The sequence below is a fragment of the Corynebacterium sp. HMSC05E07 genome (genome assembly GCF_001807225.1).
GTDB lineage: Bacteria > Actinomycetota > Actinomycetes > Mycobacteriales > Mycobacteriaceae > Corynebacterium > Corynebacterium singulare.
On record NZ_KV788202.1, the window covers coordinates 1 to 24,787 of the forward strand.

25 protein-coding genes are annotated in these 24,787 nt (G+C 58.1%); 10 read left to right on the forward strand and 15 right to left on the reverse strand.

The features are described from left to right. Positions 1 to 523, forward strand: a 523-nt coding sequence (locus HMPREF3149_RS00215; protein ID WP_246819904.1) for a type I restriction-modification system subunit M N-terminal domain-containing protein, incomplete at its 5' end; no start/stop codon positions are given. Positions 524 to 1,215: 692 nt separating this feature from the next. Here the strand turns inward: HMPREF3149_RS00215 and HMPREF3149_RS13250 are convergent. From HMPREF3149_RS13250 to HMPREF3149_RS00225, 3 genes are all read right to left on the reverse strand, one after another. Continuing rightward, a complete protein-coding gene (locus tag HMPREF3149_RS13250) occupies positions 1,216 to 2,001 on the reverse strand; it encodes a hypothetical protein (protein WP_141741422.1) in 786 nt (261 codons plus the stop codon). Between the two features lie 240 nt (positions 2,002 to 2,241). Further along, complete coding sequence (locus HMPREF3149_RS00220; protein ID WP_141741423.1) at positions 2,242 to 2,832, reverse strand: hypothetical protein; 591 nt, start codon at positions 2,830 to 2,832, stop codon at positions 2,242 to 2,244. Between the two features lie 90 nt (positions 2,833 to 2,922). Continuing rightward, complete coding sequence (locus tag HMPREF3149_RS00225) at positions 2,923 to 4,152, reverse strand: tyrosine-type recombinase/integrase (RefSeq protein WP_070535558.1); 1,230 nt, start codon at positions 4,150 to 4,152, stop codon at positions 2,923 to 2,925. Positions 4,153 to 4,400: 248 nt separating this feature from the next. Between HMPREF3149_RS00225 and HMPREF3149_RS00230 the strand changes: the two genes are divergently transcribed. Genes HMPREF3149_RS00230 through msrB form a run of 3 tightly spaced genes read left to right on the forward strand, consistent with a single transcriptional unit; the run spans position 4,401 to position 6,669 of the window. Further along, positions 4,401 to 5,051: a dihydrofolate reductase family protein gene (locus HMPREF3149_RS00230; RefSeq protein ID WP_070535561.1), complete on the forward strand. Its 651-nt coding sequence runs from the start codon at positions 4,401 to 4,403 to the stop codon at positions 5,049 to 5,051. Positions 5,052 to 5,062: 11 nt separating this feature from the next. Beyond that, positions 5,063 to 6,259 (forward strand): glycosyltransferase family 87 protein, encoded by a 1,197-nt coding sequence (locus HMPREF3149_RS00235; protein WP_083280726.1) that lies wholly within the window; start codon positions 5,063 to 5,065, stop codon positions 6,257 to 6,259. Continuing rightward, positions 6,256 to 6,669, forward strand: coding sequence for a peptide-methionine (R)-S-oxide reductase MsrB (gene msrB, locus HMPREF3149_RS00240; protein WP_042531146.1), 414 nt, complete (start codon positions 6,256 to 6,258; stop codon positions 6,667 to 6,669). Before HMPREF3149_RS00235 ends, msrB begins: the two co-directional genes overlap by 4 nt. Before the next feature lie 37 nt (positions 6,670 to 6,706). Here msrB and hemQ read toward each other — a convergent pair whose 3' ends face one another. After that, positions 6,707 to 7,408: a hydrogen peroxide-dependent heme synthase gene (gene hemQ / locus HMPREF3149_RS00245; RefSeq protein ID WP_070535564.1), complete on the reverse strand. Its 702-nt coding sequence runs from the start codon at positions 7,406 to 7,408 to the stop codon at positions 6,707 to 6,709. A gap of 177 nt (positions 7,409 to 7,585) precedes the next feature. Here hemQ and HMPREF3149_RS00250 point away from each other — a divergent pair, with 177 nt between their 5' ends. Further along, on the forward strand, positions 7,586 to 8,200 hold the full coding sequence (locus HMPREF3149_RS00250) for a DUF3000 domain-containing protein (protein WP_042533289.1): 615 nt from the start codon (positions 7,586 to 7,588) through the stop codon (positions 8,198 to 8,200). Positions 8,201 to 8,239: 39 nt separating this feature from the next. Beyond that, positions 8,240 to 9,472, forward strand: coding sequence for an HRDC domain-containing protein (locus tag HMPREF3149_RS00255; RefSeq protein ID WP_070535567.1), 1,233 nt, complete (start codon positions 8,240 to 8,242; stop codon positions 9,470 to 9,472). A gap of 15 nt (positions 9,473 to 9,487) precedes the next feature. On the opposite strand, the gene dxs is transcribed toward HMPREF3149_RS00255, so the two are convergent. The 5 genes from dxs to dut form a co-directional block, all read right to left on the reverse strand. Next, a complete protein-coding gene (dxs, locus tag HMPREF3149_RS00260; protein ID WP_070535570.1) occupies positions 9,488 to 11,440 on the reverse strand; it encodes a 1-deoxy-D-xylulose-5-phosphate synthase in 1,953 nt (650 codons plus the stop codon). A gap of 100 nt (positions 11,441 to 11,540) precedes the next feature. After that, positions 11,541 to 12,824, reverse strand: a complete 1,284-nt coding sequence (locus HMPREF3149_RS00265) for a class I SAM-dependent RNA methyltransferase (RefSeq protein WP_070535573.1) — start codon at positions 12,822 to 12,824, stop codon at positions 11,541 to 11,543. Next, positions 12,817 to 13,455, reverse strand: a complete 639-nt coding sequence (locus tag HMPREF3149_RS00270) for a DUF3159 domain-containing protein (RefSeq protein ID WP_070536070.1) — start codon at positions 13,453 to 13,455, stop codon at positions 12,817 to 12,819. The genes HMPREF3149_RS00265 and HMPREF3149_RS00270 overlap by 8 nt, the downstream gene beginning before the upstream one ends. Positions 13,456 to 13,653: 198 nt before the next feature. Further along, entirely contained in the window at positions 13,654 to 14,592 is a 939-nt protein-coding gene (locus tag HMPREF3149_RS00275; protein WP_042531157.1) for a DUF3710 domain-containing protein, read from the reverse strand. Between the two features lie 66 nt (positions 14,593 to 14,658). Next, on the reverse strand, positions 14,659 to 15,135 hold the full coding sequence (gene dut, locus HMPREF3149_RS00280) for a dUTP diphosphatase (protein WP_070535575.1): 477 nt from the start codon (positions 15,133 to 15,135) through the stop codon (positions 14,659 to 14,661). Between the two features lie 147 nt (positions 15,136 to 15,282). Here dut and HMPREF3149_RS00285 point away from each other — a divergent pair, with 147 nt between their 5' ends. Further along, positions 15,283 to 15,813 carry a DUF3093 domain-containing protein gene (locus HMPREF3149_RS00285; RefSeq protein WP_070535578.1) on the forward strand — a complete coding sequence of 177 codons (531 nt, stop codon included), beginning with the start codon at positions 15,283 to 15,285 and terminating at the stop codon, positions 15,811 to 15,813. An 84-nt stretch (positions 15,814 to 15,897) separates the two neighbouring features. Here HMPREF3149_RS00285 and HMPREF3149_RS00290 read toward each other — a convergent pair whose 3' ends face one another. Further along, on the reverse strand, positions 15,898 to 16,188 hold the full coding sequence (locus tag HMPREF3149_RS00290; protein ID WP_042531163.1) for a DUF4193 domain-containing protein: 291 nt from the start codon (positions 16,186 to 16,188) through the stop codon (positions 15,898 to 15,900). 325 nt (positions 16,189 to 16,513) lie between these two features. Between HMPREF3149_RS00290 and ppgK the strand changes: the two genes are divergently transcribed. Together ppgK and HMPREF3149_RS00300 are read left to right on the forward strand one after the other, a co-directional pair. Continuing rightward, positions 16,514 to 17,299 (forward strand): polyphosphate--glucose phosphotransferase, encoded by a 786-nt coding sequence (gene ppgK / locus HMPREF3149_RS00295; protein ID WP_042531165.1) that lies wholly within the window; start codon positions 16,514 to 16,516, stop codon positions 17,297 to 17,299. Between the two features lie 201 nt (positions 17,300 to 17,500). Beyond that, positions 17,501 to 18,991 (forward strand): RNA polymerase sigma factor, encoded by a 1,491-nt coding sequence (locus HMPREF3149_RS00300; protein ID WP_070535581.1) that lies wholly within the window; start codon positions 17,501 to 17,503, stop codon positions 18,989 to 18,991. Between the two features lie 552 nt (positions 18,992 to 19,543). Here the strand turns inward: HMPREF3149_RS00300 and dhaM are convergent. The 5 genes from dhaM to HMPREF3149_RS00330 all read right to left on the reverse strand — a co-directional run bounded on the left by dhaM (position 19,544) and on the right by HMPREF3149_RS00330 (position 24,267). Continuing rightward, positions 19,544 to 20,254, reverse strand: coding sequence for a dihydroxyacetone kinase phosphoryl donor subunit DhaM (dhaM, locus tag HMPREF3149_RS00310; protein WP_070535588.1), 711 nt, complete (start codon positions 20,252 to 20,254; stop codon positions 19,544 to 19,546). A 2-nt stretch (positions 20,255 to 20,256) separates the two neighbouring features. Beyond that, positions 20,257 to 20,913, reverse strand: a complete 657-nt coding sequence (gene dhaL, locus HMPREF3149_RS00315) for a dihydroxyacetone kinase subunit DhaL (protein ID WP_070535590.1) — start codon at positions 20,911 to 20,913, stop codon at positions 20,257 to 20,259. A 2-nt stretch (positions 20,914 to 20,915) separates the two neighbouring features. Continuing rightward, complete coding sequence (dhaK, locus tag HMPREF3149_RS00320; protein WP_070535592.1) at positions 20,916 to 21,917, reverse strand: dihydroxyacetone kinase subunit DhaK; 1,002 nt, start codon at positions 21,915 to 21,917, stop codon at positions 20,916 to 20,918. Positions 21,918 to 22,058: 141 nt separating this feature from the next. Further along, positions 22,059 to 23,864, reverse strand: a complete 1,806-nt coding sequence (locus HMPREF3149_RS00325; RefSeq protein WP_070535595.1) for a DEAD/DEAH box helicase — start codon at positions 23,862 to 23,864, stop codon at positions 22,059 to 22,061. Between the two features lie 151 nt (positions 23,865 to 24,015). Further along, entirely contained in the window at positions 24,016 to 24,267 is a 252-nt protein-coding gene (locus HMPREF3149_RS00330; RefSeq protein WP_042531177.1) for a DUF3039 domain-containing protein, read from the reverse strand. Positions 24,268 to 24,315: 48 nt separating this feature from the next. Between HMPREF3149_RS00330 and HMPREF3149_RS00335 the strand changes: the two genes are divergently transcribed. Then, positions 24,316 to 24,768: a DUF3099 domain-containing protein gene (locus HMPREF3149_RS00335; protein WP_186302083.1), complete on the forward strand. Its 453-nt coding sequence runs from the start codon at positions 24,316 to 24,318 to the stop codon at positions 24,766 to 24,768. Positions 24,769 to 24,787: the final 19 nt, after the last annotated feature.

Genomic DNA, 24,787 nt, shown 5'->3' on the forward strand with positions numbered 1-24,787 from the left:
TTGCCCCTACCAACTACGCCGAAACGGCAGAAAAGAATCTCCGATGAGCGAAAGAGAAAATTCAACTCACATGACAACCCCAGACGTTGCAAAGCCCTTGACCGCGCAGACCTCAGCGACTGCCAATAGTCTCAACGCGGCTATCTGGCAGACAGCCGATGATTATTTGCGTCTTATCCTTCCCGGCGAGAACTATGGCGACTACATCCTGCCATTTACCGTTTTGCGCCGTCTAGAAGGCCGTCTAGAGTCCTCAAAGGATGCTCTGCTAGCCCTAGTCCAGGAAGAGACTTCAAAGGCTACAGAAGCGACGTTAATTAGTCTTAAAATTCAACAGCGCTTCGGTCTGCGCTTCTGGAACACCTCGCCACTCTCACTTAAGCGCCTGGCGGCATCAGATGATGCGCTCGCAGCAGGCCTCAAGCAGTACATCAATTGGGTAAAAAGAAAGCGCCCCGTAGGGCGCGAGTCTTCCGTGTTCTGCTTAGTTGAGTTCGGGGCGTGGTGGTTTCTGTTGAACTGATGGGGTGGTTCTGGTGACGGTTACTCCGTCCGTGTTGGCTTCGATGTCGTTGCTAGGCCACACTGTTTTTAGCTCCTGGACAGCCTTTTTCATTTCTTTGCGGAAGTTCTGTCGCGCGTCGGTGGAATGCTGCTTTATCGCGGGCGTGAGATGCCGCAGTTGGGTCACGCTTCGCTTCGAAGCGCACCCAGGCTGCGGAGCCTACCCGAGATTTAGATTTTTCTGATTTTGGCTACTTAGTCCACCTTTATAGGTGCGCAACTAGCTTGATGAACTTTGGGGATTGCGACAGCTCTCTAGCACTTAGGTGTTTCGTTTGCTCCGGAATTAGCCCATTTCTGGATTCGTTCATTGGCAGGAAAGAACGCATATGCAATAAGCGGAATTAGCAAAGTGGTCAAAGTAAGCCCATGATTCCAATATCCGATAATGCTAGGTACGTAACTGAGTAAAAGAGGGAAAAACGACCGGTTCATGAAAAGCAGTGGTTTTTCTGTCGAATGCTGCTGAATGAAAAAGATGAGGGAACCAAAAAGAATTAGTGAAGAGGTGAACCCTAGTGCTATGGAGAGCATGCCTTTGCTTGCAGAAATACAGGAATAGATATTTGCGACGCTAGGAAGCGCTAAGACCACAAGCCAGAAAACGTTAAGGGTTTTTTCTCGTTTAGTTAGCATTTTACTTCCTCAGAGCTAGGCACACCCATTGGTGTAGTGCTCAGGTGAGACGCCAATGGAAGGAGGATTCCAGCCTCCAGTTACGCCCACCTTGAGCGCGAGACATTTATTCTGAGCGATTGCTGCTGCAGACCAAGCTGAGATTTCGGAAGCATGTGCTCCCCACCATACTCCGAGGACTTCTCCTACTGGAGGCGGAACGAGCACCCAAAAAGGCGTAACTGCGAAGGCCGCAGCTGTACTAGCGCCCATTCGGCGAGTTTCTTCTTTACTGAAATAGATGTGCCCGCTAATCTTTCCCCAATTTACACGGGGATCAGCAGTAATAGGGTATGCAGATTTGCTTGGTGCGGGTTCTACATATTGAGTAAAGGTGTCACCATCAACTTCATAGTGGGTAGCGAGGTCTTCCCCATTTGCTCCATGCGCCCACGGAGCGTCAATCAGTGCCTGGGTCTCACCGTCTACGTTGACAGTGAGCGCTCCGCTGGTTTCGTCAACTGCTAGTTGCACATCTCCAGAAGCTTTTACTTTGAAAGAGCTCTGGTGGCTCGATTCGGGAGTTTGGATAGACCACTCAAATTGGCTTCCGTTGGGGGTTTCGATTTCCCTCTCGATTCCGTCCTCAGAGAGCGGCTGGATGGAAATGCTTTCAAGGTGTGGCGTGCCCAGACTGTTCTCTGATTTGTTTGACACTACATATTCGGTACGTTCCTCAGCGAGGGCAACTGAAGAGCTAGTCCCGAGGACTGATGCTGAAACACACAGTGTTACTACAGCTCTGAATATGGCTTTTCTCATGGAGTTTTCCTTTTTATGAAGTGATGGGCCTGGCCCCGGACAGTGGACACGTCGGGGGTTAGCTATGCTGCTTTGGTCAGTATAGCTGATGTGAGTGCTTCGAAGTCATCGGGGCCCTCGGGGGTGCAGGCCGCACGTAGTGACAGCGGCAGTATGACACGGGACACAACGCCCTGCAACTGCAAAGAAAAAATAAACCCCTGCCAGACAGCTTAAAAAGGCTGCTAGCAGGGGTTTAATCTAGTAGATCTGATAGACGAACACGCCAAGCTCATCCTCATAGACCACTTCACGCGGGTAGTAGGTTTCTTTGAGCTTAAGCGATAGCGCCTTGAAGTCGATACTGCCATCGTCTTTGCGCGGAATCTCGTCCTCATCCATGTAGCGCAGTTTTTCACCCATAAACTCCCGCCAGTTCTCATAAAAGCCCTGGTAGACATCTTGGAAGTCGCTGACACATGGAATGCCAAAAGCATCGACGATGCACTGCGAGAAGCTTGACCACACATAGTACGGATGCCAATCTTCATGGCCTACTTCTTCGTAGGCTTCAGCCCAGCGAACTGCTTGAGCAAGGGTAAAGGGCTCACCGCTGTTGGGAATGTTGTAGGTGTCCATCACCAGCACGTTCTTGCACCCTTCGGGGAACTTTGAGGCTGGAAAAATGTCGTGCACGGTATCGCTCGTGATTGAAGCAACAATACCGCTGTCAATGCAGTCGAACCAGGCTCCTAGTGGGGTGCGGTGGCGCATGCAGCCGACCCAGATTTGCGGGATGTCACGCGTGGGGCCTTCGGTAGAGTAGGTATCTCGTGCAGCAGGAGTATTCATTATGGTCTCCATGTCAAGATTGAGAGTGTTGATATCACCGTCCTTGTCGGTGGCCAGGGCCCTGGCCACCTACACACACGCGTGAGATGTTTATTCCCGTGCAGCCTTGCGGGCGAGATCTGTCATACGGTCACCTGCATGTTGATAGCGCATCGCGGCAGAAACAGAAGTGTGACCTAGGCGAGCCATAATTTCCTTAAGTGTCGCTCCTGTACGCTGCGCAAATCGGGTTCCGGCATAGTGCCTCAAGGCGTGAAACTTGATATTTGGGCATCCAGCTTTTTTGCACGCTGATTGCCATAGACCACTGACGGTTGCGTAATTAGCAGGCTTTGAAGGATCCCTTGCTGCTGTCCAGACGTAACTACCGTCATCAAGGCCCAAGACGTGCTCGGCTAGAGTGAGTCCGTCACGTCCAAAAATTTCAACGACGCGCACACTAGTTGCTGTCTTCGGGTCTTTTTCGACAGAAGCGATTGCGGTGTTTTTGCCCTTCTTTAGCTGGTCTTTTTTGCGCTGCTCAAGGGGCTTTTTGGCTTCCACCAAGGATTTTTTAATGCTGACAAGTACACCGTCAATCTCGTCAGTGTCGTTCTTGTCATCATCCTGAACATAAAGGATAGTGATGTCTTCTTTGCGCAGCGCGCGGATTTCTCCCATGCGAAGACCCCCGGCAGCAGCGACAACGGCCATGCCCTTATAGCGCGGATCCATGTGCTCGATAATGGCATCGAGCTGAACATCTGTTGGAATTATTGTCTCCACACCCGTACGAGCAGCAGAAGCGCCGTGAATCAAGCAGGGATTTTTCTCAATAAGTTCATCTTCCATGGCGGTCTTGAGCACGGATTTTAAAAATGTGTACTGATGTGCAGTCGATGTCTTATGAACTTTCGACTCCTTGGCATACCAACGGCGCACTGTTGCTGGTTTAATCTCGTCAAGGCGCATGTCAGCAAAAAAGACGAGTTTCCCGGTAGTGATATAGCGCGAGTACTCCCCCAGTGTCGTAGGTGATAGCGCTCTGCCACGCCGGGTTGTACGCTGCTCAATCCACTCGGTTGCGTACTCAAAGAAGGTCGGTATCTCATTGATGGGCGCAGCCGCCTTAGCCTCACCGCTAAGGAAACTCTCTAACTTTTTATCCTCAAGTGCACGGCGAGCATCACCTAGCCACTTGTCGGCTTGCCCCATAGTTGAGAAAGTCGTTGGTGCTTTGATGTATCTGCGATCGCTTGCGGCGGTACCAGGTTGTAAAAATCTGGCTCGATAGCGACCGGAGGCAAGTTTTTCGATGGTGCCGAAACTGCGCTTGCTCATTGGGGGTGTCCCTTCGTGGATACTGCGTGGATATGAAGTTGGCTAATTGTGTCTAGTTTAGGCTAGTTGAGTCTAGTTAAAACTCTCTGACCTGCATAATCACTACCCCTACCTTAGCATCATAACTGGTTCAATCCCAGCTAGGACCACAGCTTAAACCGCAGCCTAGCTGCGGTTTTCTCGTTTTCATACCCACCGAACATGACACCACACAAAAGGTTCCGCCCAAACACGTAGGCTGGGACATCATGAGTGACACCACATTGATTGACACGCTGCTTGGCCCCGACAGCGAGGGAGTTCGCCTCATAGCCGTCAGTACGCTGCACGGCTCAGCCACTATTGATGGCACATCCGACCCCATGGGCAACGAGGCCGATGGAGAGCTTTTTGCCGCGCTACGCGAGTGGGCAGATGTTGCTGTGGTGGGGTCGGGAACGGTGAAGGCGGAGGGATATGAGGCGGCGACAAGCACGCGCCTAGCCGTATTGAGCCAGTCACTCGACTTTGCAGGATTCGAAGAGTTCGTCGCCGGCGGCCCCATTATCCTGACCCCCGAGGAGCGCATGACGTCCGCCGAAGCACAGCAATTAGAAGCTGCCGGCGCGGAGCTCGTGAGCACCGGAACCGGAAGCGTCACCGAAGTCATCGCTGCACTGCGCGAACGCGGCGCAACGCGCATCTCCTGTGAGGGCGGGCCATCCATCTACTCCGCGTTCATCGAATCTGGGCTACTGGATAAGCTCTACCTGACCATAGATCCACATATCTCGCCATCCGTGGAGAAGCCCGTTGTAGACGGCACTGCCACCTCCCCGGCACTACGACTGGAGCTGGAGAACGCCACACCCGTCGACAGCACGGTGTTTCTGCGCTACCGGCGCATATCCACACCGTAAACTCTCATGTCGTGACTTCTCTGGCCCCACCTTCCCCGACCACTGCCCGCCTGTGGACAGCCGCCGCGTGGCCGGCCGCCGTCATACTGGTGCTTCACCGAGTCTTCGTGCTCGCGTTTACCGGCACGGTTACGGATGATTTCGGCACGGTTTACCGCGCTATTCGCCGATTCTGGGAGGGCATTCCTGTGTATGACCAGGACTACTCCTCCGTGGAGCCGCTGTATCTCTACAACCCTGGAGCAACGCTCCTCCTCTCCCCCATGGGGGCAGTGTCCGAGGAACACGCGCGCTACGCCTTCATCCTCGCCAACGCAGCAGCCATCATCGCAGCCTTAGCGCTCCTGACGCGCTACGTGGGGCGCAGTCTGCGCGGGCCCGTATGGCCGGTCAGCATCGCAGCGGCCTTCGCCACAGAATCTGTTGCCAACACCCTTGTTTTCACTAACATCAACGGCCTGTTATTACTCGCCATGGCCGCGTTCCTCGTGCTGCTAGATCGGCACAGCTGGGCCGCAGGTCTCTGCATCGGGCTGGCCATCCTGGTTAAGCCCCAATTCGCACCCCTACTTTTCCTCGCGCTCATTCACAAGCGCTGGTGGGCACTGGGCCTCGGCATAACCGTTCCTGTAGTTACCAACCTGATTGCTTGGCCACTTGTTCCCGGCACGGAAGGCTTCCGCGCGCACCTTCTCCCTTACCTAGCCACCACCCGCGACTACGCGAACGCGTCTTGGCCGGGAGTACGAGCTTACTTTGATCTGCCAGGTACGCTTTATTACCCAATCTGGCTGCTCTTCGCCCTGCTCTGCGCTGCAGCCATCCTTGGGCTTCTACGCTGGCGAGACTCCGAGCCCGAATTCTGGGCACTGAGCACCACCGGAATCATCATGGTCGGTATTTTCTTTCTCTCCTCCTTGGGCCAGCAGTACTATTCCATGTGGCTCTTCCCCATGATGTTCACGGTGCTGCTAACGCGTTCGGTATTTCACTCGTGGGGTGCATGGCTAGCAGCAATTTTATTCTTGGGGCCGTTCGAGTGGACGTCGTCAAGCATGCCCACCGCAGCACAGTGGATGAGCGTCTTCATCGCCACTATCGGCTGGGGATTGCTCATTATCGTTACCACGTCGTCCGTCGCCGGCTGGTGGACAGCAGAGCGCAGTACTGGCCCGCAGCCTAGAGCGGACGATAAAATCCGAGCATGACCAATTTTAAGCTCATTGCAGATACCGAATGGCGCAAGCGGCTTTCACCCGAAGAGTATTACGTCCTGCGCGAAGCCGGCACCGAACCGCCACACGTTGGCGAATACACCAACACCACCACCGAGGGCGTGTACTCCTGCAAAGCGTGCGGCGCAGAACTTTTCCGCTCGACCGAAAAATTCGAGTCGCACTGCGGCTGGCCGTCGTTCTTCTCCCCGCTTGCCGGCGACACAGTCATTGAGCGCGAGGACAACTCACTCGGCATGCGCCGTATCGAGGTGCTCTGCGCGAATTGCGAGTCACACTTGGGCCATGTCTTTGAAGGCGAGGGGTACGATACTCCGACCGATCTTCGCTACTGCATCAACTCGATCTGCCTCGACCTTGAAGAAAAGCCGGTGGAAGACTAAACCTCCCACCGGCTTCGCACGGTAGCCTTCGCACGCCTTAAGGCAAGATTTCCATCAGCTCGGCGACATCCTTGACACGGCGGCCGGTGTGGAACGGAATCTCCTCGCGCACGTGGTGACGGGCCTCGGTGTAGCGCATGAGATACATCAGATCCACGATGCGGTGCAGCTCCGGGGCTTCAAAAGCGAGAATCCATTCATAATCCCCCAAGGCGAAAGCTGGCACGGTGTTAGCGCGCACATCCGGGTAGTCGCGCGCCTGCATACCGTGCTCCATGAGGATCCGGCGGCGCTTCTCCTCATCCATGGTGTACCAATCGTAAGAGCGCACGAATGGGTACACTGAAATCCACTCGCCCGGCTCCTCGCCCATGATGAAGGACGGCAGATGCGACTTGTTGAACTCAGCTGGGCGGTGCAGCGCGTTACCAACCCACGTCACTTCGGAAACCTGCCCCAGGACGGTCTCACGGCGGAAGTCAGCAAAGGCCTTCTGAATATCAGCAAACTCCTCCGCATGCCACCAAATCATAAAGTCAGCGGACTCACGCATGCCGGACAGGTCATAGATACCACGCACGGTAACCACACCGGTCTCTGCCAGATCAGAAAAGAACTTCTGCGCCTGTGCGATAGCGTCGTGACGCTCCGAGCCCAACGCACCCGGAATGACCTGAAATACCGCGTGCTGCGAATACCGCTGGACCTTGTTGAGCTCGTTGAAGTTGACCTTCGACATGCGTAATCTCCTTGCTCGGAAGCGACTGAATTTCTTATCCATCATAAGTTGTAGACCCAGCCTTGCGCCACTAGCCTACGGCGCGCCTTCCCCCTCCACGGGCGTAGAGCTAATACCTTGTTCCCCGTGAGCAATTCTGACGTTTCTTCGCGCACCCGGGCAGGGGCACCGACCAACCTGCATGATCGTGCCACCTCCGCCCCAGGTTCTCAGACTACAGAGCCCACGACTCCGGCTGCTTTCACTGAAGCCGTTGAGTCCCTTCATGCCGCGCAGCTTCGCCCTGAAATCACCCTGGGTACCATTCGTCCACCGCAGCGCCTTGCGCCGTTTAGCCACGCCATTGGTCTTGAGGTCTCGCGCGCGGGTCAGGACGCAGACATCGTTCCTACGGACTCTGAGGGTGACGCCTTCGGCCGCCTTATTCTTCTCCACGATCCAGGTGCTGAGGAGGCCTGGGAAGGCGCGATGCGCCTCGTGGCCTACATCCAAGCCGACTTGGACGATGCGGTTGCCGGGGATCCGCTTCTTCCCGACGTCGCCTGGGAATGGCTCACCGAATCCCTTGAGCTGCGTGAGGCTAGCCACACCAACTTGGGTGGCACGGTGACCTCGACCGCCTCTGTGCGCTTCGGCGAAATTGGTGGTCCGCCGCACGCCTACCAACTCGAGATGCGCGCCTCGTGGACCGCTGAGGGTCTCGACCTGGCCCCTCACGTGGAGGCCTTCGCACAGGTCCTGGCTCTTGTTGCCGGCCTTCCACCCGAAGGCGTGGCCGAGCTCGGCCGCTAAGCACTGCGCTTCGAGAAAGCTCACCAAGGAGGTCCAGGGATGACCGAACTGCGCCGCGTTCCTCGCGACGGCACGCCGAAGGTGTTGACGTCCCCGCGCGATTTCCAGGCCGCCGCGGCCCGCTTGGAGGCCGGCAGTGGGCCCTTCGCCATCGACACCGAACGCGCATCAGCATATCGCTTTGATGACCGTGCCTTCCTCGTCCAGATTCGACGAGAAGGCGCAGGTACTGTCCTGCTCGCCCCTGAACATCGCCGCCCTGATTTCACGGCAGCGCTCGCCCCAGTCCTCAATGGACAAGAGTGGGTCATTCACGCCGCGCCATCTGATCTTCCCTCCTTGGCATGGCTAGGCCTTTACCCGGGGACGCTCTTCGACACAGAGCTCGCCGCTCGCTTCGCTGGCTTCCCGCACCCCAACTTGGGAGCCATGGTGCTGGAGCTTTTCGACGTCGAACTGGAAAAGGGCTACGGCGATTCTGACTGGTCCGAAACCCCCATTCCGCGGCAGTGGCGCAACTATGCAGCGTTGGACGTAGAGCTCCTTAACGAGCTTGCTGTGACGCTGCGCGATATCCTCGCCGAGGAAGAAAAGCTGGATTGGGCCTACGAGGAGTTCGACCACATCGCAGCAGAACACGCCGACATCACCGCCCCAGAGCCGCGTTCGTGGCGAGATTTAAAAGGCGTGTCATCCCTCAAGTCACGCGAGCAACTCGCTGTGGCACGTGAGCTGTGGCAGCGCCGCGAATCCATCGCACGCTCCCAGGACATTGCGCCCAACCGCCTCCTTCCCCACCGTGTTCTCGTTGAGATCGCTCGCCGGGTTCCTCGCACGCCCAATGACATCAACAAGATCAAAGGCTTCCCGCGCCGCCGCGGTGGCGCCACCGTGCAGTGGCTGGATGCCGTCACCACGGCCACGTCGAGCCCCAAAGAAAACTGGCCCTCCCCGTTGCGCAGCCCCCGCCCAGTGCCGTCCAAGTCTGTCTTCACCCGCGAATTTCCAGAGCTCTGGGACCTCTACCAAGGTATTCGCAGCGACTTTGAGGAGCTGGGTGAGGAGCTCACCATGAGTTATGAACTCATTCTCAAACCCAGCATCGTGCGCGCGGCAGTGTGGGCAGCTTTGGGCCCTGAGGGCGGTATTGCCGGCGAGATACGCGATCTGGACGATATCCCCGGATTCCTGCACGCCCAAGGTGCGCGCAACTGGCAAGTGGACTTAGCCACGCCGCTCATCGCTGACGGGCTCGACTCCTTCCGCGGCTAGCGCGAACGCACGAGGCTAGGCTTCGTTCGACGTTTCTTCTTCCTCGCTGCGTACTTCAACCCACTCGCTGATGGACGTCGCGATGCCCTGCGGGGTGAGACCAAATTCCTCGAGTAATTCTCCACGGCTAGCGTGCACTGGGAACACTCCCGGAACGCCGAGGCGGTGGAGCGGAGTATCCACGTCTGCGGCATCAAGTGCCTCGGCCACCATCGAGCCAACCCCACCGCGGAGCAGGCCGTCCTCGACGGTGACAACAAGGTCATGGTCGGCAGCCAGCGCCACGATGGACTGCGGTACCGGCACTGGCCAGCGAGGGTCTACAACGGTCACGTTGAAGCCCTGCGCCTCCAGCAGCTCGGCAGCGCCCAAGGAGCGCGTGCTCATCGCGCCGATGGAGACGATGAGGACGTCAGTTGCCGTGGTTTCATGGGAGGCATCGCCAGACTCCTCAATGCTGTCCGTCGCGTCGGAATAGCGCAGGATATCCACGCCGTCATCCAGACGCTTCAGCTCGTCGGTATCATCCAACAAATTGCCTTTGGGGAAACGCACGACGGTGGGGCCATCATCAATAGCAATGGCCTCGTTGAACAGCTCACGCAGGCGGGCACCATCGCGCGGTGCGGCAATGCGCATACCAGGAACAATACTCATGAGTGCCATGTCCCATACGCCGTTGTGCGATGCGCCATCAGAACCAGTCACACCCGCGCGATCCAGCACAATGGTAACCGGCAACTTGAGCAGCGCGATGTCCATGATCACTTGGTCCACCGCTCGGTTGAGGAAGGTAGAGTACACCGCCACCACCGGGTGCATACCGGCCAGTGCGAGACCAGACGCGGAAGCCATAGCGTGCTGTTCCGCGATGCCAACATCGAAGAATCGTTCCGGGAACTCATCCTGGAATGGTGCCAAACCTGTAGGTCCAGCCATGGCGGCAGTGATAGCCACGATGTCCTTGCGTGCGTGGCCGGCCTTGATGAGTTCTTCAGAGAAGGCTGCGGTCCAGCCCGGCTGCTTTTGTCCCTTAGACACGCCTGTGACCGGGTCGATCGCTCCCGTAGAGTGCATCTGGTCCTTGGGCTCATTAACCGCGGGGGCAAAGCCGTGCCCCTTCTCCGTCACGGTATGGACGATAATGGGGCCCTCGTAATCACGGGCGTAGCTCAGCGCACGCACGACGGCATCAATATCATGACCGTTGATTGGGCCGACATATTTAATGCCCAGCTCGGGGAACATCTCAGTGGGCATAACAGTAGACTTCACGCCCTCTTTCATAGCGTGAAGAGCATCAAAAGTACGCTCACCTACCCAGCCCATAGACTTCAGGCGCTTTTTGCCCAACTCCATGAATTCGTCATAGCCATGCTGGGCGCGGATGCGGCCAAGGTTCTCAGACAGACCACCAATGGTGGGCGAATAAGAACGGCCGTTATCGTTGACCACGATGACAACGTTGCGGTCCTTATCCGCAGAGATATTGTTCAATGCTTCCCAGCACATGCCGCCGGTCAAAGCACCATCGCCAACAACTGCCACGGCGTTGCGGTGGGATTCCCCACGAATCTTAAAGGCCTTGGAGAGGCCGTCGACCGTGGACAGCGCAGCCGACGCGTGCGACGATTCCGTCCAGTCGTGTTCAGACTCCGCTCGGTCGGTGTAGCCGGACAGCCCGCCTTTCTGGCGCAGAGTGTCGAACTGTGCGGTTCGGCCAGTCAGCATCTTGTGAACATAGGACTGGTGTGACGTATCGAAAACGATGGGATCCCGCGGGGAATCGAATACACGGTGAATTGCCACGGTGAGCTCGACCACGCCCAAGTTCGGGCCAAGGTGGCCGCCGGTAGCGGAGACCTTCTCAATTAGGCGCTGGCGGATATCCGCCGCAAGCTCAGCCAACTGCGTCTTGCTCAGAGCCTTGAGATCGGCTGGCGATTCAATGGAATCCAGAATGCTCATAGAGCTGCCGTCAACCCCTTCATCGTTTGTTCTTTTCTTTACCACCGTACCCGCTTACACGAGCATGACGGCAATTGTCCGACGTTCCTCCGCGCCCCGGTTAGGCTTGGGGAACCAGCAGCGCCAAGGTCTCAAAGTGATGCGTCCCAGGAAAAGCATTGATCAAGGCCAGGCGGTGCAGGTGGTAGCCGCACTCGGACCAGTAAGCGAGATCACGGGCGAAGGTTGCCGGGTCGCATCCCACATGCACGACCTTGCGCGGCGCAGCGGAGGCCACAGCTGTAATAACGTCTGCGCCTGCGCCCGTGCGCGGTGGGTCCAAGATCACCGTGGACGGCTGTGGAAGCTGGGCTGCGACCTGCTCAACCTTGGCGGTGCGGAACTCAACATCGATGCCGTCAAGCCCCGGCTGCGTCCCAGCGGCAGCCGGCGAATAGTCCACCGAGTAGACCGTTGTCTGTCCACCTTTCGGCGCCGTGACCTCCGCTAGCGCCGGCACAAACAGGCCAACTCCGCCGTAGAGGTCCCATGCGGTGCAGTGTGCAGCGTCCCCAGCGTTCCCAGTGTCTACTGTGTCTGCATCCTCCGCAGCTAGCCATTCACGCGCAATGCGCGTGTACGTATCAGGGGCGGCAACATGTGCTTGCCAAAAGGCCGTCGGCGGAAAGCGAAACTCGTGGCCGTCAGCACGCTGCACCACGTCTGTGGTGGGAGCTTCGATGACTTCTCGGACAGTTTCCACTCGGCGTCCGCGCGATGCCTTTCGTGATTCGACAACGTGGCGGTTGCCATCGCTATCGATGACAGCAATAACTTCCGCGCCTGGGGTGAAGGTACGTGCATTGGGGCCCACGAGGCCGTCGACAAGCCCTGGCACCAACTGCGTACACGCCACATCCGTGATGAGTTCAGTGGAACCGCGCTTGCGGGTTCCGGCTCGCCCGTGCTTGTCGACGCCCAGCCTTACCCGCGTACGCCATCCCCTCTGGGGCTCCAAGTCGATGCTGTCAACCTCCGGGGTGGTTTCGATGCGTGCAACACGGCGCAACTGGTCGAGCAAGACCTCAACCTTGATTTCAGGCTCTACGGCCGGATCCAATTCGGCAAAATCGCAGCAACCGGCTCCACGCTCTGCTGCAGGGCAGGATGACTCAACACGATGAGGCCCGGGCTTCACGACGGCGGTGAGGTCAGCCTCCACAAAAGATTTCTTCACTTTGCGGGCAGTGACAGTGAGGAGGTCTCCAGGAAATCCTCCCGCGACGAAACACACTCGACCGTCTGGGGCTGAGCCAATTCCCACCCCGCCGTGTGCCATGCGCTCAATGGAGATGTCAAAGGACTCTCCCGTGCTTACGTTCACGGCAGCCTCAGTTTCACTCATCGACGGTCTCCTTGCCGTTACTGTCGCTGTCCTTACGTTGGTCTTCAGTCGTTGCGCCTTCTGCATCTTCAACAGCAGCGTTAGCGCGGCGCACCATCCAGATGGTGAGAAGGGTCACTACACCGGTCAATGGCCAGCCCATGAGGATTCTGACTATGCCTAAGGTGGTCGTTGCGTCGGCGGCGTAGAGCGCGCGCTGCACTACAAAGCGGGCGATAAACACCACGGCCCAGCCAGCCGTGGCCCACGCGTAAGCATGACGGGCCTTGCGGACCGTCCGCCAGCTCATGTCATCGCCGTTGAGGCCTTTCCACACAACGCCAACGAGCGGCCAGCGCGCAACAATGGAGATGACCGCAATGATGAACAACACAAGCGACATCCAAATGCCGTACAGGAAGTACCCCTTAGCATCCCCGGTAAACCAAGCGATTGCGGCACAAATACCCACCCCCAGCAAGCCAGAAAGCGCCGGCTGCAGGGTTTCCTTGCGCACGAGGCGCCACACGCTGATGAGCAGAGCGACGCCTAGCGCCGCAATAAGTGCCGGCCCCAGCCCCCACACATTGTTAACGGGGATGAGAACAAGAACCGGAAGAGTTGCTGAAACGAGGCCAGTGAGACCTCCCATCTGCTCCAACAGCGAGGGTTCTTCCTCGGTCTCCCCTGTAGCGTTATCTGCTTCTAAGCCTTGGGCGGCGACCGATGACGTCGCTTCCTCGTGAGACTCTGCCGGTTCACGGTGTGCGTTCGGCTCGCGCTCTGGCGGCGACCCGCCCAAGCCAGGATTCGGTGTAGTCACGTGTGTGAGTAATCCTTATCGGTGGAATTAGTTCTTGTCAGTACCGTCGAGATCGCGCAGCTGCTCGCGAGCCTGTGCTTCTGCCGGACTTTCGTTCTCAGCGTGTGCTGCAGCCTCCTGGGCTGCGCTGTCACTAGTGCTAGCAGCGTCCGCCTCTTGCTGGCGCTGCTGGAGCGCCTGCTTTACCTGATCAGCCAGTTGCTGCGGCAGCATCACCGGCAAGGAGCTTCCGGCCAGAATAGGATCCTCGCCACGGTAGATGAACGTACGCGCAACAACCTCGCGGCCTAGCTGCGCGAGCTCCTCTTCCTTGCCTGCCGGTGCGGCCAGAGTCAGGCGGTACATCCAGCGTGGTCCCTCCACACCAATGATGCGGATACCACCCTTGTCGCTGGTCCCCACAATTTCAGAACCCCATGGACCATCGTCCAGCTGCGCCTTGAACCCATCAGATTCCAAGCCATTGATGATGTCGGATGCGGACTCTGCCCACTGCCCCGGAGTGCGGGGCGCAGCAAAGGCAACTGGCGTCATGCGGCCGTGCGGGGTGAGAATGTGGAGCATGCGAGGGCCATCCTGCCCCATCTCCACCTGAACCTGAGATGCCTTCGGCAGCGGGATACGCATTGAACCAAGGTCCAGTAAACCTACCGAAAAATCCTCAAAGTTAAAGTCGGCGATATCGACGGTATCGCCATCGTAGGGGCCCATCTCGCCATTGACGGCGTCGTGAGCCACAGCCTTGACGGTTGGGCCCTGTGCATCATCATCGTCACCAAGCGACCCAGTGGAGCTTGCTGCGCTTGTCGCAGCAGTGCCGGCCGTCGCCGCGGAAGATTCCTGGGAAGCTGCAACGTCGGCCTCCTCTGCTACTGGGACTGCTGCTTCTTGGGCAGCCTCCTTCTGCTGGATGCCAGCGTCCTTGTCGTCGTCCTTGTTTTTCTTGCCAAAGGGCCACATCGCCATTCTCTGCGCCTTTCTGTTTTTCGTGTTGTCTCGAACTGTGATCGTGTGGGGCGTGTAGGAAAATCTCTAGTTCACGCCGGTGGAGCCGTAGCCGCCGTCGCCGCGCGTGGTGTCATCAAGCTTCTCGACCTCGCTGAAGCCCACGAGTTCCACGCGCTGGATGACAAGCTGCGCAATGCGCATGCCGCGCTCGACCTCGAAGGTCTCCGCGGGATCGTGATTAATGAGGCACACCTTAATCTCGCCACGGTAATCAGCATCAACCGTGCCAGGAGTGTTCACTACGGAGATTCCATGCTTGGCAGCAAGACCGGAGCGCGGATGGATCAAACCTACCGTGCCTAGTGGCAAAGCAAGGGCAATACCGGTGCTTACGAGAGCGCGCTCACCTGGACGCAAGGTGACGTCGTGAGCTGCGTACAGGTCAGCGCCTGCGTCACCGCGGTGTGCGCGCTTAGGCAACGGCAGTTCCTTGTCCAGGCGCTTGACCTTGACATCACCAAAGGGACTTGCCGGATCTACGAGAGGATGTTGCTCATTCACTCGGCCCAGCCTACCTTGTCCCACGTGCCTGGGCCCCACGTGCTAGGGGCCTCGGTGTTCTGTTGTTCCTCTTCTCTCGAGCTACACCATGCAGTACTGCCCGGGGTGTTAGGCCGCACCACCGTAGAATGACTAGAATCTGTGGCCATGACTTCCAGTTCCTCGCCTGCCGAGCAGACTTCGTCTACTGATTCCCCGACCGTTCTTTACCGCGAGCGCCAGTGGGTGCCGTGGTATTGGTGGCTGATGGCAGCCTTCGTTGTGGTGATCAGCGTCGCCACGGTTAGCTTAAACCGTGGCATTCTGTGGGTGATTATTCCCGCCATTCTGCTGTCCGCCATCGCTGTGTGGGTTCTGCTGACATGGTCAAATACCGTCGTCCAAGTGGAACGGGATACCGACGGCACGCGCTGGTTGACTGTCAAAGATGCACAACTGCCGCACGACGTGGTGTCACGCAGCACCACGGTTCCGGCTACCGCGCGTCGCAATGCACTGGGACCACAGCTGGATCCAGCCGCATTCATTGTCACCCACGGCTGGGTACCAGAACACGTCATGCTCGTGCTCGATGACCCCGAAGACCCCACCCCTTATTGGCTCATCAATTCAAAGAACCCAGAGCAACTGCTTGCTGCGTTTGTTCCCGAGCAGGCACGCCCCACGGCAGCGAACTAGTTCTCGCCGCTCCTCCAACGGGCCTGGAACGTAGCCGCTTCGCCTCAGCAACGAACGACGCGGAGACTGGGAACTAAACGAAGCTTAGGCGCAGTCCATGCAGATAAGCTCGCCGTCCTCTTCGTGATCCAAGCGCTTGTTGGACTGGACAAGGAAGCACACCGAGCAGGTGAACTCGTTTTCCTTGCGAGGAACGACGGTGACGTTAAGTTCTTCACCGGTGAGGTCTACTGACGGCGGCTCGAAAGCCTCGACAATCTCGCCGTCATCATCCATGCCGTTGTTGTCATTTTCCGCTGCCTTCAGGCCCTCGAGAGAATCAGCCTCGAGCTCGTCTTCAGCGCGGCGACGCGGTGCGTCGTAATCGGTGGCCATAGTGTTTGCCCCTGTGAGTCAGATCGATAGGAATGTGTATTTATCGACGGCATACTAAACCACGAGCGCCCCTGTGTCACACTCGCCTCGCCGCGGGGGAGGCAATCTCTCCACCCCCGCCCTGCTCACACAGAACATTACCCCAGCGTATCGGTTATAAAAGTGGCCTTTAATGTTCACAGGATATTTCCCTTGATCCACCTCACAGTGGAGGATGTTCCACGTTCACTGTCGCCTTTCACTATCGATTTTCACTGTCGTCGATACCACCACTGCGGATACCATCTGCACACATCTGCGAGTCCACGTGCCTAAACTAGAAACCATGACTGCGCAACACTCAGAGCACGACGTACCTCACCATGAAGGCCACTCTTTCGGAATCGACGTCGGAGGCTCCGGCATTAAGGGGGCGGAGGTCGACCTCGCCACAGGTGAGTTCGTGGGCGACCGCCTCAAAATTGCCACGCCCAAACCTGCTACCCCGCAAGCTGTGGCCGAAGTTATCGCCCACATCGTCTCTGAAAAAGGCTGGGATGGCCCTGTAGGCATCACTATGCCGTCTGTGGTCAAGAATCAGGTTATTCGCAGTGCCGCAAACATTGACAAGTCGTGGATCGGCATCGACGCTCAAGAGCTATTTGGCGCATACCTTGATGCTCCTTTCACCGTACTTAATGACGCTGACGCAGCCGGTCTCGCCGAAGTTGCCTACGGCGATGACATCGCACGTACCGGCCCGGTCATCTTCCTCACCCTCGGTACCGGCATCGGCTCGGCATTCCTCCTAGATGGTCAACTCTTCCCCAACACGGAAATTGGCCACCTGATCGTGGGAGAAAAAGAAGCAGAACAACAGGCATCGTCCGCAGTGAAGGATCGTGAGGAACTAAAAACCAAACAATGGGCCAAGCGCGTTAACCGCGTCCTCCACGACTACGAAGCGTTGTTCAACCCTTCGGCCTTCATCATCGGCGGTGGAATCTCCCGAAAATTTGACAAGTGGGGCGAGTACCTCAGCATCGACACCCCAGTTGTTGCAGCTCAGCTCCGCAATCGCGCCGGTATTGTTGGCGCCGCTATGGCAGCAAAGGAAGGAATCCGACCATAACAAGCACTGCCTGTAACTTTCTCAGTTGACCCCAGTCACCGCCTATAAGCGGAAATGATCTATACTGGGCTGTCGATTACCCATTATTCAGCGGCGCGCCTCTCCTGCTCATCGTGGAGGCGGGCTAGCATCGGGGACTAGTTGCGATGACTTTGCGCTTCCCCATATTTTCCACCTAGAGAGCAAGTCGAAAGGGCGTACGTGGCAGCCACTGATTCTTCAGACCAGGTACTCGGTGAAGGCGAGAGCACCTCCGAGGCATCTGCACCTGCACAGAAGACCGCCAAGAAGACGGCAAAAAAGACCGCTAAGAAGACGGCAAAGAAAACGGCTAAAAAGACTGCGAAGAAGACAGCCAAAAAGACCGCCAAGAAGACGGCGAAAAAGACGGCTAAGAAAACCACTCGCAAGTCTGCGCAGAAGGCGACAAAGAAGACAGCCAAGAAGACTGTCCGTAAGTCTGCGGCCAAGAAGGCAACCTCGCCAGAGGACAACGCTGACACTGAGGCACTCGAGTCTTCGGATGACCTCCTCGAGGATCAAACCGACGAACTGGATACTGATGCGGCCGATGACGCCGACATGGACTTCGACCCGGACAGCGATGACATCGATGATGATGACGAGTTCGGCGATGAAGGTGAAGACCTTGACGGTGAGGACTCCGATGAGGACGAGGACGATGGATCCTCTGTCTGGGATGAAGACGAGTCTGCTGCTCTGCGCCAGGCGCGCAAAGACGCAGAGTTAACCGCTTCTGCAGACTCGGTTCGTGCCTACCTCAAGCAGATCGGTAAGGTTGCCCTGCTGAACGCTGAGCAGGAGGTCTCCCTGGCAAAGCGTATCGAGGCTGGACTTTATGCCCAGTACCGCATGGAGCAGATGGAAAAGGCGCGAGCTGAGGGCGACAAGGGCGCCAAGCTCTCCCCTATGGAAAAGCGTGACATGCGCGCCATTGCTCGTGATGGACGCAAGGCGAAGAACCACCTCCTCGAGGCCAACCTCCGCTTGGTCGTCTCTTTGGCCAAGCGCTACACCGGCCGCGGTATGGCATTCCTGGATCTCATCCAGGAGGGCAACTTGGGCCTCATCCGTGCCGTGGAGAAGTTCGACTACACCAAGGGCTACAAGTTCTCTACCTACGCCACCTGGTGGATCCGTCAGGCCATTACCCGCGCTATGGCGGATCAGGCCCGCACCATCCGCATTCCGGTTCACATGGTGGAAGTCATTAACAAGCTTGGCCGCATTCAGCGCGAGCTGCTGCAAGATTTGGGCCGTGAGCCAACTCCGCAGGAGCTGGCCAAGGAAATGGACATCACCGAGGAAAAGGTGTTGGAGATCCAGCAGTACGCTCGCGAGCCTATTTCCTTGGACCAGACCATTGGTGATGAGGGCGACTCCCAGCTGGGTGACTTCATCGAGGATTCTGAGGCTGTGATTGCAGTCGACGCAGTGTCGTTCACCTTGTTGCAGGACCAGCTCCAGGACGTGCTCACTACGCTTTCCGAGCGTGAGGCAGGCGTTGTCCGTTTGCGCTTCGGCCTCACCGATGGCATGCCGCGCACTTTAGACGAAATCGGTCAAGTCTACGGCGTTACTCGCGAGCGTATTCGCCAGATCGAATCAAAAACCATGTCGAAGCTACGCCACCCATCGCGTTCCCAGGTCCTGCGCGATTACCTGGACTAGACAAGCACGACATTCAAAAATTTTGCGGCGAAGATGCGACAGCTTCTTCGCCGCTTTTCGCATTCCCTCACGAGTACCGAGGCTCGGTGGTCAATGGGCACCAGGGCCCACATCTGTAACCCCAACAGCCCAATCATGAACATATGGGCAAAGGGGTCAATCGCGGTCCAACCCAGCCTAATGATCAATGCCAGCATCGCCATGAGTAGTGGCGTGTCCTCGGGGCGACGGCCTTCGGCAGGGAGCAGGGTCACGACAGCTAGCGCGGCAGCACCCACTCCTGGCCCAGTTGTTAGCACTGAGAGCAAAATCCCAACAACAAAAATCCCAACAACAAGGAGGTGAACACAAGCACCAGCGCCTGCAACGACCACGGATTCGGAGCTGAGTACGCATCCTCCTGCGGCGGCGCGTTGGGTTCAACACCTGCAAGAGAACGCTGCTGGGTTACGCATCACGCCTTAGGTAAATATGCAGGAGGTCTCCTTCTTTGCGGGGGACGTTGCCCACTGCTCTGGTTCTCCCCTGCAGATCCGATGTCGCGTCGTGAGCCTAATCGTCGAGACCAGCTGCGATAGCATCGGCAATCTGATCGATGATTTCCTTGTCCCCTACAGCACCGCTCACCGTGATGGAAGCACCTTGAGTGGCACCGAGCGACATCAGCATCATCGCCGAGTCTGCCTCGGCTTCTTCACCGCCGAAGGCAATGGTGATGTCGCCCTCAGCCTCCGCGGCGATCTCAGCAACCTTCGACGCGGGACGGGCGTGGAGTCCTGCCTCATCGGTCACCGTCACTGCGCGGGAATACTCACCGTCACTGTTCGTTCCACGTTCACTATCTGCTTCTGCAGATTTGGCGTCCTGTGGCGCAGCGAAAACCTCGATTGCCCTTCCTGCGGCCGCGGACACAGCGTCTAGATCGTCACCTTGCTGGGCGGCGGTAGCAGCAGCGATGGCTGCTTCCACCAACGGGGCATCAACAAACCGAACCGAGTCATCCTCTAGGAACTCAAGTACAGATTCCACAGTCATCGTGGCCGATCCCAAGTCAGTGAGCACAACCACACCTAAGTCTTGTCCAAGGACTTCGTTAATGGCTCCTTCAATGAGGTCATACGACGTGCCGATTCCGCCGCCCTCGAGGCCGCCGGCAGCGCGGATTGTGACATCGGCCGCCATTTGGGTCGAAAGCTCCGCCAAGCCTTCTGCGAGCTTTGCCGAGTGTGACACCAGAACAAGTCCTACTATTGGCTGGGCCATGGCTACGTCTCCTGTCCCGCGGTCTCGGCAGCATCGGCCGCCGCGGCAATGAAGAGAGCCGTGGATGCGGCACCTGGATCCTTATGCCCAACCGAGCGCTCGCCCAAGTAGGATGCTCTCCCCTTGGTGGCAACCATCGGGACAGTGGCCTCCGCGCCCTCCGCTGCAGCCTCTGCTGCAGCGCGCAGAACTTCCGCGGGGTTGTGGCCGGCGTCGGCCGCGTGACGGGCGGCGCGTGCGGCTGGTGCCCACGCGTCCACCATGGTCTTTTCCCTTTCTGTGGCCTTGCCGCGAGTTGTGATTCCCTCCAGCGCAGCTTCGATGATGCTTGCTGTTGTCGGAGCGTCGAGGTCACCGGTACCAGCGGCTTTGGCAGCACGCAGGAATGCTGTGCCCAGTAACGGGCCGGATGCACCGCCGACCGTGGACATGAGGGTTTTAGCGGTGAGTTTGAGCACTTCAGCGACGGTGGAGCCGTCCGCGGCGGTCTCGTCGGTCACTGCGCCAACGACGGCTCGGAAGCCACGGTCGACGTTTTCGCCATGGTCACTATCACCAATCACGCGGTCAAGTTCGATGAGCTCCTCGCGGTGCTCGTGGGCAGCGGCAGCACAGTTATTTATCCACGCCTGTGCCCAGTTAGTTGAAAGGTTGGTCATGGTTACACTCCTTGGCGTAGAGCAGCGGTGTGGCAGGGGGCGTCGAAAAGGGCAAGGTCGTCGTCGTCAGCGCGCATGATGCTGACAGAGCAGCCCGCCATGTCAAGGCTAGTGACGAAGTTGCCCACGAGAGAGCGCTCAATTGTCACGCCGATCTCCGTCAGGCGCTGAGACACGCGGCGATAGACCACGTAGAGCTCGGAGGCTGGAGTGCCGCCCATACCATTCACTACGACGATGGTGCGCTCGCCTTCCTTGAGTTCTAAGTCCGCCACAATCGGGTCCAAGAGGTGGTCAGTGACATCATCAGCGGAAACAAGCGGGATTTCCTTGCGTCCGGGCTCGCCATGGATGCCAACGCCAAGTTCAACCTCGTCATCACCCAAGTCGAAGGACGGCTTGCCCACGTGCGGGACGGTACAGGCCGTCAGTGCTGCGCCCATGGTAGCGGTGTTCTCCACCACCTTCTTTGCCACCTCAGTCACCGCAGCGAGGTCATCGCCGCGCTCCGCCGCGGCACCGGCTAGCTTTTCCACGAGGAGGGTGCCAGCGACGCCACGGCGACCGGCGGTGAACGTGGAGTCTTCAACAGCCACGTCATCATCGACAATGACCTGGCTAACCTCAATGTCATCGAACTCTGCGAGTTCGGCAGCTGTGTCAAAATTGAGGACATCGCCGGTGTAGTTCTTCACGATGTAAAGCACACCCGCGCCTGCATTGACCGCTTCGGTAGCAGCTTGGATGGCATCAGGAGTCGGTGAGGTGAACATGGCCCCCGGTACAGCGGCATCCAGCATGCCGTGCCCCACAAATCCTGCGTGGAGCGGCTCGTGCCCAGAGCCACCTCCCGATACAATCGCGACCTTGCCGTCGTTCTTCTTGTCTTTACGGGCAACGAAAAGCGGATCCGTCGCGCGCGTGACGATGTCGCTGTGTGCGAGGGCAAACCCCTCAACCGATTCAGCAACGACGTTCTCAGGTGAGTTGATGAGCTTTTTCATCATCCATCTCCTTGGAGTTTCTTTGCCCTGTGGCACATGTTCAGGATGATGCCGAGCTTACACGCGATACAATAAGTAACACCGTTCATTTCGTGGGGCCTGAGATACCTCTGCACCATCTTCCAGTGCCTTAGATAGGCGTCACCACTTCCGCAGATAGTCAATTCGCTCGCGTAACTGGTCTGCGTCGCACAACGCGGTGGGCGGCCCACCGCAGGCCTTGCGCGCCTCCGTGTGAATCGCGCCGTGGGGACGGCCAGTGCGCTGAGCAGTGATCGACACGACTGTGTTGAGCTCCTTACGTAGGGCCGAGATCTCGTCAACAACGCCAGCGTCGGAACCCGCAGTGCTTGGCGACGTCCCCCCAGCACCCCCTGCTGCCCGATTCTTCGGGGCATGCGGAGTGCCATAGAGCTTGCGACGCTGCTCCGCGGCAGCCTCTGCAGCCCGGCGCGCCTTCTCCTCTGCCTCGCGGCGGTCCATTTCTTCCGACTGCTTCTTGCGAAGGAGATCCTTGACCTGGTCAGCGTCAAGGAGTCCCGGAATTCCGAGGAAGTCCTCGTCCTCATCGGTGATGGCCCCTGTGTTGAACTGGGAGCCGTTGTAGAGCAGACCCGAGAATTCTGCTTCGGCGCCAAGGGATTCGTAGGAGGGTTCGAGCACGTCAGGTTCGGACTTCTTCTGGTTGGCGTCGGCAAGCAGCTCATCGTCCCAGCCTTCCTTGTCGGGGTTCTTCTCCCCTCCCAGGACGTGATCGCGTTGTTTCTCCATGTTCTCGGCCAAGCCCAACAAAACGGGCACGGAGGGCAGGAAGACGGAAGCGGTTTCGCCCGGCATGCGGGAGCGCACAAAGCGACCGATGGCCTGGGCGAAAAAGAGCGGAGTCGAGGCGGAGGTGGCGTACACGCCCACGGCGAGGCGGGGAACGTCAACACCTTCAGACACCATGCGCACAGCCACCATCCACTCATCGGTGGACTCAGAGAATTCAGCAATGCGTGCCGAGGAGCCCGGGTCATCAGACAGAATCACCGAGACCGGTGTGTTGGAGATCTGTTTGAGGATCTTGGCGTAGGCGCGTGCCGTCGTTGTGTCGGTAGCGAGGACGAGTCCACCGGCATCCGGCATATTGCGGCGCATCTGCATCAGCCGGGTGTGCGCAGCGTGTAAGACGGTGGGGATCCATTCGCCCTTGGGGTCGAGGGCCGTGCGCCAAGCGCGGGCGGTCTGCTCCGGGTTGAGGATATCTCCTAGGCGCGCGGCGTGTTCCTCGCCGGCACTATCACGCCACCGGGACTCACCCGAGTAGCTGAGGAAGACAACGGGGCGCACGACGCCGTCGGCAAGCGCATCACCATAGCCATACGTGTGATCGGAGCGGGAGACAAGGTGGCCTTCCCCATCTTCCTCATAACGCACAAACGGAATCTGCGAATCATCTGAGCGGAAGGGAGTACCCGTCAAGGCCAGGCGGTGTTCGACGTCGTCATAAGCCTCGCGCACACCGTCACCCCAACTCTTCGCGTCACCTGCATGGTGAATCTCATCGAGGATCACCAACGTGCGCCGCGCCGAGGCCACCGCGCGGTGTTTGTAGGGGTGCATACCCACCTGTGCGTAGGTCACCACGACTCCATCCATGGCAGGATTCACGCCAGAAGAGTTGGTGAATTTCGGGTCTAGCGCCAGCCCCACGCGGGAGGCAGCTTCGGACCACTGCACCTTGAGGTGTTCCGTTGGTACGACCACGATGACGCGCTCGACGGTGCGGTCCGCCATGAGTTCGGTGGCTACGCGCAGGGCGAAGGTGGTCTTACCTGCGCCCGGTGTTGCCACCGCCATAAAATCCTTCGGCTTGGTGGCAAGGAACTTTTCCAGTGCCGCGCGCTGCCACACACGCAAAGAACCGCTATTGGCAAATCTTTGTGCTGATGACTGTGTTGACACGGTCAGCGACTATCCCCCTCTAGTTATCCCAGAATCCCGAAACTGTGTTGATTTTTCTGCGCAGGTGTAAGCCTCGTGTGGACTGCTTAAACCCGAAGCGCGTTCCCTCGTACCTGACAACCAGATGCTCCGTGCAGGGAACGGAGGCGTTCTAGCGGCGGCGCAGGCTCTTGTATTCGCGCTCGCAGTCAGGGCACACGGGTGAACCAGGCTTGGCTTGCTTGGTCACCGGGAAGGTCTCGCCGCACAGGGCAACGACGTACTTTCCGTTGACCGCGGAATCGAGGATCTGGTTCTTCTTGACGTAGTGAAAGAACTTCGGGGTGTCATCACCCGTGGACGTATCCTCACGAACATCTGGGCGTTCAATAGTCTTAGTCGTCGTACTCACGCCCCCTATCATGCCGTATCGGTATCGAAGTTGGCGAGTCCTCCCGCTACCCTAGTGAGCATGACCCCAACGAACTCGCGCGATAACGCAGACCTATCCCCACAATCGGGGCGGAAACGTGGCCGAGTGTTTGGGCGTGAAACCCACCTCATCACCTCGGCCAAACTCGCCCCTGGGCAGGATCGGCATCGCCGCGAGGTTATCTATTTTGTGCTGCAGTTCTTGCGTATTCCTTCCCTTATCCTTGCGGGAATTATGGCCTACGCCTGGCAATGGTGGATTCCGGCCGCGATTGTCGTAGCCGTTACTTTTCCCCTGCCATGGATTGCCGTCGTCATTGGCAACAGTCGCGGACAGAAGAAAGACAAGCGTGAAAAGTCGGTGTACAAACCTGCTCTGGCACGCCAGATGGCGCAAGCTCAGCGGGAGCAACTGGAGCAGCGTGCACGCGGAGCGCTGCCTGACGCTCAGCAGGCCTCGACACCGGACACGATTGACCATGATGATGAATAGCCAGCTCGTTACTGAATGT